The sequence below is a fragment of the Nocardioides sp. LHD-245 genome, assembly GCF_030929495.1.
Lineage (GTDB): Bacteria > Actinomycetota > Actinomycetes > Propionibacteriales > Nocardioidaceae > Nocardioides.
Genome location: NZ_JAVFWN010000001.1, coordinates 568,305 through 574,469, shown reverse-complemented (window position 1 = coordinate 574,469; position 6,165 = coordinate 568,305). Strand labels below are relative to the sequence as shown.

Genomic DNA, 6,165 nt, shown 5'->3' with positions numbered 1-6,165 from the left:
GCTGTCGAGGGCCTTGGCGATGACGGCCTTGACGGACTCGGCCTCGATCCGGGCCTGGGCGGGGTCGTAGACGCCGCAGGGCAGGTCGCAGTGGGCGGAGACCTCGACGGTCGGGGCGAACAGGCGCATGAGTGGGGCGATTCCTCTCGGTTGGGTACGACGGTGCGGCCGGTGTGCCGCGGGACGGAAGGACGGGGCTCAGCCCTCGACCGCACGCAGCGCGCGGCGGATCTCGGGGAGCGGCGCGGGCGCCCAGTAGTCGCGGTCGTGGTGGACCAGCGGCGCCGCCGCGGACCCCTCCTCGACCCGGTCGACCTCGAGCAGCACCAGCCAGGAGCCACCCGCCGGGAGGACGTGCGCCGGGCGGCCGTGGAAGGTCGCGACGGCCTCGGGCAGCACCAGCCCGCGCTCGTCCCGGGTCCAGCCCTGGGCCTCGGTGAAGCGCTCGGCCCGCCGGTCGGCGTACGCCCGCGCGAGGTCGGCCTGGGAGTCGGCCAGCAGGAACACGGAGAGCGTGTCGCGGCCGACGAGCTGCGGGCCGACGGTGCTGGCGCGGGCGAGTGAGAAGGACAGCAGCGGCGGGCTGGCGCTGACCGAGGCGACGCTGGACACCGTGGCTCCGACCGGGCCCTCCGCCGTCTCCCCGACCACGATCGCGACCCCCGCGGCGTGGCGCCGGAAGCCGGACTTGAACCGATCGGCCACTGATTGCGAGGCGGCGTGCGTCATCGACTCTCCCTTCACTCGAGGAGAGCATAGAACCTCAAGTGCGCTTGAGGTCCAGCCGACATGGCGTACCTCACACGTCGAAGTCTCAGCCCCGCCCGCTGATCCGGTCCCCCACCCGGGCGATCCACGACGTACGGCGCGCGCCTCGTGCCTCCTGCCGGTCCGCGAGCCCGTAGGCCCGGTAGAGGCCGTGGATGCCCAGCCAGCGCAGCGGCTCGGGCTCCCAGGCCCGGGCCCGCTGGTCCACCCAGGGCAGGGTGGTGCGCTCGGTCCGCTCCCCCGCGACCAGGTCGGCGAGAGTGCGCCCGGCGAGGTTCGTGGCGGTGACCCCGGTGCCGACGTACCCGCCGGCCCAGCCGAGGCCGCTCGCGGCGTCGTACCCGACGGTCGCGCGCCAGTTGCGCGGGACGCCGAGCACGCCGCTCCACGCGTGGGCGACCCTGATGTCGCGCAGCTGCGGGAACCACGCGCACAGGACGTCGCGCAGGTGCTGGACCGTGCGGTCGGGGATGTCGCCGTCGAGGTCGGTGCGCGAGGCGAAGCGGTAGGGGTGGCCGCGGCCGCCGATGGCGATCCGGCCGTCGGCGGTGCGCTGGGCGTAGGAGTAGACGTGGGCGAAGTCCTCGAGCGTGTCGTGGTGCCGCCAGCCGATGGCCGCCCAGGCGTCGTCGGGCAGCGGGTCGGTGACGATCATCGAGGAGTTCATCGGCACCCAGGTGCGCCGCTCGCCGGCCAGCCGGGCGGTGAACCCCTCGGTCGCCCGGATCACGTGACGCGCGCGGAGGGTGCCGCGATCGGTCTCGACCCGGCCGGGCACGATCGTGCGGACCGTCGTCCCCTCGTGGATCCGGACGCCGCGCTCGCGCACCGTGTCGGCCAGGCCCCGGGCGAGCTTCGCCGGGTGGATCCGCGCGCAGTGCGGCTCCCACAGCGCCACCCGTGTGCCGGCGACCCGGATCCGGGCGTCCGCCTCGTCCACGTCCAGCAGCCGCGCGCCCGTCTCCGGCCACCGCTGCGCGGTCTCGGCGGCGGCGCGGGCCCGGGTCGCCTGCGCGGCGTTGCGGGCGACCAGCAGGGTGCCGCCGCGGCGCACCTCGGCGTCGATGCCGTGCCGCTCCGCGACCCGGATCACCTCGTCGACGGCGTCGTTCATGGCGAGCTGGAAGCGCACGACCTCGGCCCGCGGGTGGGTGCCCGCGTAGCCGTCCAGCCCGCCGGTCACCGACGCCGAGAGCCACCCGCCGTTGCGCCCGGACGCGCCGTACCCGGCGAACTGCTGCTCGACCACCCGGATGTCGAGGTCGGGCCGCAGCGCGCGGAGGTAGTACCCGGTCCACAGCCCGGTGTAGCCCGCGCCGACCACGACGACGTCGACCTCCTCGTCGCCGCCGAGCGGGTCCCTCGGCTCGGGCAGGCCGAGGTCGGCCCACCAGTACGACACCCCGCCGGTCCTGCGCGCGCTGGTCACCGGGCGAGCCTAGTCATCTCGGTCTCAGAGGATGCTGACCACCACGTGCTGCCCGCCGGCCTGCGCGGCACGGTGCACCTCGAGGAGGCCCACGAACGCCTCGGCCAGCTCGGCACGCAGGGCGGCGGCGTCGCCGGACCAGATCCGCGGGTAGAGGTCCGCCGCGGCGAACGACGCGAAGTCCGCACCCGTCAGGACCGAGGGGAGGTCGATCGCCTCCAGCGCCGCCACGACCGCCGGCAGCTCGCCGTGCTCCGTGCAGCCGACGTAGTCCTCGGCCTCGAAGACGTGCACGCCGACCACCGCCTCGCTGAGCGGGTCTCCGGCGATCGGGGAGCTCGCGGAAGCCCCGGTCAGCAGGAAGTGCAGACCGTCCCACAGCTTGTCGAGATAGACCGTGGGCGCTCCCCCGGCCTCCAGCGCCTCCAGGGCGGCCCCGAGCTCGTCCGGAGCCGAGGCCACCAGGCGGTCGAGGGTCGCCTCGTTGACCAGCGTGTACGCCGCCTGCATGCCCACGACGCCGAGGGTACGAGACGACTGGGGCCCGGGCGCGGGCCGAAGGGGAGGGCATCGCGGTCGGGGGATCTCGAGGTCACCACGTCGTCCTCGGCGCCTCCGCGAACGCAGAAGGCCGGATCCTGTCGGATCCGGCCTTCTATCGCTGATGCCTTCGGTGGAGGTGAGGGGACTCGAACCCCTGACCCCCTGCATGCCATGCAGGTGCGCTACCAGCTGCGCCACACCCCCGGGGCCATCGCTTCCGCCCTGGGGGCCGAAGCAACGTCCGGAATACTAGCCAACGGACCCCACCGAGGTGAAATCGGGGTGCCTCACAGGTTGTACGCGGCGATCGCCCAGGTGCCCGTGGAGCGCTGCTCGAGTACGACGCGGGCGCAGTTGCCGAGGGCGCGCAGGTCGTGGGCCAGCTCGGCGGGCCAGCCCAGGAAGGCCACCAGGCCGGAGCGGGTGGCGGCGCCGTGGGAGACGGCGACGCCGGTCTCGCCGGGGCCGAGGGCAGCGGCCAGGTCGGTGACCGCAGCGGCGAAGCGGTCCGCCACCTCGCGTGTGGTCTCGGCGCCGGGGATGTCGTCCCACTCGCCGCGCTGGAAGCGGGCGAAGGCGGCAGGATCGCGGGCATCGAGCTCGGCGTGGGTGAGGCCCTGGTAGTCGCCGAGGCGGAACTCGCGCAACCGCTCGTCGTACGACGGCTCGAGCCCGGCCTCCTTCGCGACGGTCTCGGCGGTCAGCCGGGCCCGGGCGAGGTCGCTGGACCACACGAGGACGGGGTCGAGGGCCGCGACGAGGGGGGCGACGGCCTGCGCCTGCTCGACACCGACGGCGTCGAGCTCGACGTCGAGCTGGCCCTGGATGCGGCGCTCGGCGTTCCAGGCGGTCCGGCCGTGGCGGAGCAGGACGATGCGACGGCTCACTCGGCGCTCACTCCCCCGCCGACTCCCCGGCCGGGGGCAGGACCGGCCCGCGGACCTCGGCGGGGAGGTCGATGGTCGGGCAGTCGCGCCAGAGCCGCTCCAGCGCGTAGTACTCGCGCTCCTCGGAGTGCTGGACGTGGATCACGACGTCGCCGTAGTCGAGCAGCACCCAGCGGCCGTCGCGGTGGCCCTCCCGGCGGATCGGCTTGGCGTCGAGCTCGCGCAGCTTGTCCTCGATCTCCTCGACGATGGCGCGGACCTGTCGGTCGTTGGCGCCCGTCGCGAGCAGGAAGGCGTCGGTGATGGCGAGTTGCTCGCTGACGTCGAAGGCCAGCTGGTCGGTCGCCAGCTTGTCGGCTGCCGCGAGGGCGGCAGCGTGGACGAGCCGGACGGCGTGGTCGGTGGCGGTCATGGGGTTTCCGTTCCGGATGCGGCCGGGTAGAGGCCGTGCTTGGTGATGTACTGGACGACGCCGTCGGGGACGAGGTACCAGACCGGCTGGCCGGCCCGCTGTCGCTCACGGCAGTCGGTGGACGAGATCGCCAGGGCGGGGATCTCGACCATGGTGACCCGGTCGTGCGGGATCCGGGCGAGGGTGGCCGGGTCCATCTCCGCCCCCGGCCGGGTGCAGCCGACGAAGTGGGCCAGCTCGAAGAGCTCGTCGGCGTCGCGCCAGCTGAAGATGTCCGTCAGCGCGTCGGCACCGGTGATGAAGTAGAGATCCGCGTCGGGCCGCTCCGCGCGCAGGTCGCGCAGGGTGTCCCCGGTGTACGTCGGTCCGGCCCGGTCGATGTCGACCCGGCTGACCGTGAACCTCGGGTTGGCCGCGGTGGCCACCACGGTCATGAGGTAGCGGTGCTCGGCGGGCGAGACCTGCCGGTCCGCCTTCTGCCAGGGCTGGCCGGTGGGCACGAAGACGACCTCGTCGAGGTCGAACCAGCCCTGGACCTCGGAGGCCGCGACGAGGTGGCCGTGGTGGATGGGGTCGAAGGTGCCGCCCATCACCCCGATCCGGGTACGGCGTGACGCGCCCGTCACCGGCCCACGACTGTCTGTCCCGAGCTCAGCTGTGTTCGCGGCCGCCGCCGAACCACACCAGGCCGAGCAGCAGGAGGAGGAGGAAGGCCAGCACAGCGCCACCGACGAGCCACGGGTTCACGGCGGCCTCGCTGTGCTCCTCCGCGGCGCGGACGACGGCGAGGGCAGGCTGGCTGATCTGGCTGAGCATGGCGGCATCGTATCCAACCCGCGGCCGGATCCCCGCCTCGGCCGGACTTCAGGCCGTTAGCGCGGCGGCCCGGCGCGAAGACGCAGCGGAGATCGGCGGGGGCCGGGAAGGTCCGCGCCGCCCTCGATCGGCGACATGCTCGGCCGTGTTCAGTGGATCGCGAAGTCGACGCCGAGGAACAGCAGGGTGAAGCGGATGGTGCGGCCGACGAAGACCGTGGGCACGAAGGCCCACATCGGCATCTTCAGGATGCCGCCGATGGCCGCCATGGCCAGGAGCGGGGGGACGCCCACGGACGCGGCCAGGAACATGATCGCCGCGGCATACCAGGGGCGGCCCTGCATCCGGCCCATCCACTTGTCGTAGCTGGCCTTGATCTTCGGCCCGGAGAGCTTCTTCTGGGCCCACCTCGACTCCGAGCCGCGACGGGCGGCCTCGTAGACGATCACCTTGCCGACGGTCGCGCCGGCGCCGGCGGCGATGCCGAGCGAGATCGCGGCCGCCGTACCACCTTCGGCGGCCCCGGCACCGAGGATGTAGACCTCGATGGGCAGGAACGGGAGCAGGGCGGACGCGATGCTGAAGGCGAACGTCGTCAGCCACAGGATCATGCCGACGGCACCTCACGTGCCGGCACCGGCATCCCGAGCTGCAGGAGCCAGCGCAGCGAGACGCACTTGAGGACCAGCAGCCCGACCGCGATCACGATCCCGAGCCACACCCAGCCGCTCACGAGCAGGATGACGGCGAAGGCGCCCGAGTTGGCGGCCTTGCCGACACGCGACCAGTTCCACAGGTAGATCCGGCGGTCGATCACGTGGAAGTAGTTGGGGCTGCGGATCGGCCAGGCGAGGAAGGCCAGCGAGAGGTACATGTCGATGACCATGAACTCGAAGAGGTAGATCGCGATCGGGATCCCGATCCAGGTCATCGGCTCCTCGCTGATCCAGCCGCCGGGCTGGAGCCAGATCAGGCCGACGTAGAGAACCCCGCAGCTGAGCCGGTCGCACATCATGTCGATGACCGCACCCATCCGGGTCTCGCAGTCGCGCCAGCGCGCCCACTCCCCGTCGATGCTGTCGCCGACCCAGTAGGTGATCAGACCGATGACGATCCAGGTCAGGCTCTCGTCGTACGCCGCCCAGACCGCGATCGCGATCGTGATCACGGTGCGGACGAAGGTGATGATCGTGGCCCCGGTGAAGAGCCGTTCGTCGGACGGATCGGCGTAGATCCGGTCCGGAGAGCCTGCCATGGGCGCAACCTATCGCGGGACCCTCGCGGATCCGGGTATCGGGAGGTGAACGGGG

The 6,165-nt window shown here is 72.8% G+C and carries 10 protein-coding genes and 1 tRNA gene; all 11 read right to left on the bottom strand.

Going from position 1 to position 6,165, the window contains the following annotated elements; genetic code table 11:
• The coding region (locus RB608_RS02740; protein ID WP_308086256.1) for a superoxide dismutase [Ni] at positions 1 to 129 on the bottom strand (129 nt) is incomplete at its 3' end.
• A 69-nt stretch (positions 130 to 198) separates the two neighbouring features.
• A complete protein-coding gene (locus RB608_RS02735) occupies positions 199 to 729 on the bottom strand; it encodes a flavin reductase family protein (protein ID WP_308086239.1) in 531 nt (176 codons plus the stop codon).
• Positions 730 to 814: 85 nt separating this feature from the next.
• On the bottom strand, positions 815 to 2,197 hold the full coding sequence (locus RB608_RS02730) for an FAD-dependent oxidoreductase (protein WP_308086238.1): 1,383 nt from the start codon (positions 2,195 to 2,197) through the stop codon (positions 815 to 817).
• A gap of 24 nt (positions 2,198 to 2,221) precedes the next feature.
• Positions 2,222 to 2,707: a DUF1877 family protein gene (locus tag RB608_RS02725; RefSeq protein ID WP_308086255.1), complete on the bottom strand. Its 486-nt coding sequence runs from the start codon at positions 2,705 to 2,707 to the stop codon at positions 2,222 to 2,224.
• A gap of 164 nt (positions 2,708 to 2,871) precedes the next feature.
• Positions 2,872 to 2,944, bottom strand: a tRNA-Ala gene (locus RB608_RS02720).
• Positions 2,945 to 3,027: 83 nt separating this feature from the next.
• Positions 3,028 to 3,627 carry a histidine phosphatase family protein gene (locus RB608_RS02715; RefSeq protein ID WP_308086236.1) on the bottom strand — a complete coding sequence of 200 codons (600 nt, stop codon included), beginning with the start codon at positions 3,625 to 3,627 and terminating at the stop codon, positions 3,028 to 3,030.
• A gap of 7 nt (positions 3,628 to 3,634) precedes the next feature.
• Positions 3,635 to 4,039, bottom strand: coding sequence for a ribosome silencing factor (gene rsfS, locus RB608_RS02710; RefSeq protein ID WP_308086235.1), 405 nt, complete (start codon positions 4,037 to 4,039; stop codon positions 3,635 to 3,637).
• On the bottom strand, positions 4,036 to 4,665 hold the full coding sequence (gene nadD / locus RB608_RS02705) for a nicotinate-nucleotide adenylyltransferase (protein ID WP_308086234.1): 630 nt from the start codon (positions 4,663 to 4,665) through the stop codon (positions 4,036 to 4,038). Before nadD ends, rsfS begins: the two co-directional genes overlap by 4 nt.
• Positions 4,666 to 4,690: 25 nt before the next feature.
• Positions 4,691 to 4,855, bottom strand: coding sequence for a hypothetical protein (locus tag RB608_RS02700; protein WP_308086233.1), 165 nt, complete (start codon positions 4,853 to 4,855; stop codon positions 4,691 to 4,693).
• 149 nt (positions 4,856 to 5,004) lie between these two features.
• The gene (locus RB608_RS02695) at positions 5,005 to 5,466 is read right to left on the bottom strand and encodes a hypothetical protein (RefSeq protein WP_308086232.1); all 462 of its coding nucleotides are present in this window, start codon (positions 5,464 to 5,466) and stop codon (positions 5,005 to 5,007) included.
• Complete coding sequence (locus RB608_RS02690; RefSeq protein WP_308086231.1) at positions 5,463 to 6,110, bottom strand: CDP-alcohol phosphatidyltransferase family protein; 648 nt, start codon at positions 6,108 to 6,110, stop codon at positions 5,463 to 5,465. Before RB608_RS02690 ends, RB608_RS02695 begins: the two co-directional genes overlap by 4 nt.
• Positions 6,111 to 6,165 lie beyond the last annotated feature (55 nt).

Excerpts from the sequence above, each read along its gene's own strand:
- RB608_RS02700 (WP_308086233.1), bottom strand. The coding sequence starts at position 4,855 with ATGCTCAGCCAGATCAGCCAGCCTGCCCTCGCCGTCGTCCGCGCCGCG.
- rsfS (WP_308086235.1), bottom strand. The coding sequence starts at position 4,039 with ATGACCGCCACCGACCACGCCGTCCGGCTCGTCCACGCTGCCGCCCTC.
- RB608_RS02735 (WP_308086239.1), bottom strand. The coding sequence starts at position 729 with ATGACGCACGCCGCCTCGCAATCAGTGGCCGATCGGTTCAAGTCCGGC.
- RB608_RS02695 (WP_308086232.1), bottom strand. The coding sequence starts at position 5,466 with ATGATCCTGTGGCTGACGACGTTCGCCTTCAGCATCGCGTCCGCCCTG.
- RB608_RS02725 (WP_308086255.1), bottom strand. The coding sequence starts at position 2,707 with ATGCAGGCGGCGTACACGCTGGTCAACGAGGCGACCCTCGACCGCCTG.
- RB608_RS02690 (WP_308086231.1), bottom strand. The coding sequence starts at position 6,110 with ATGGCAGGCTCTCCGGACCGGATCTACGCCGATCCGTCCGACGAACGG.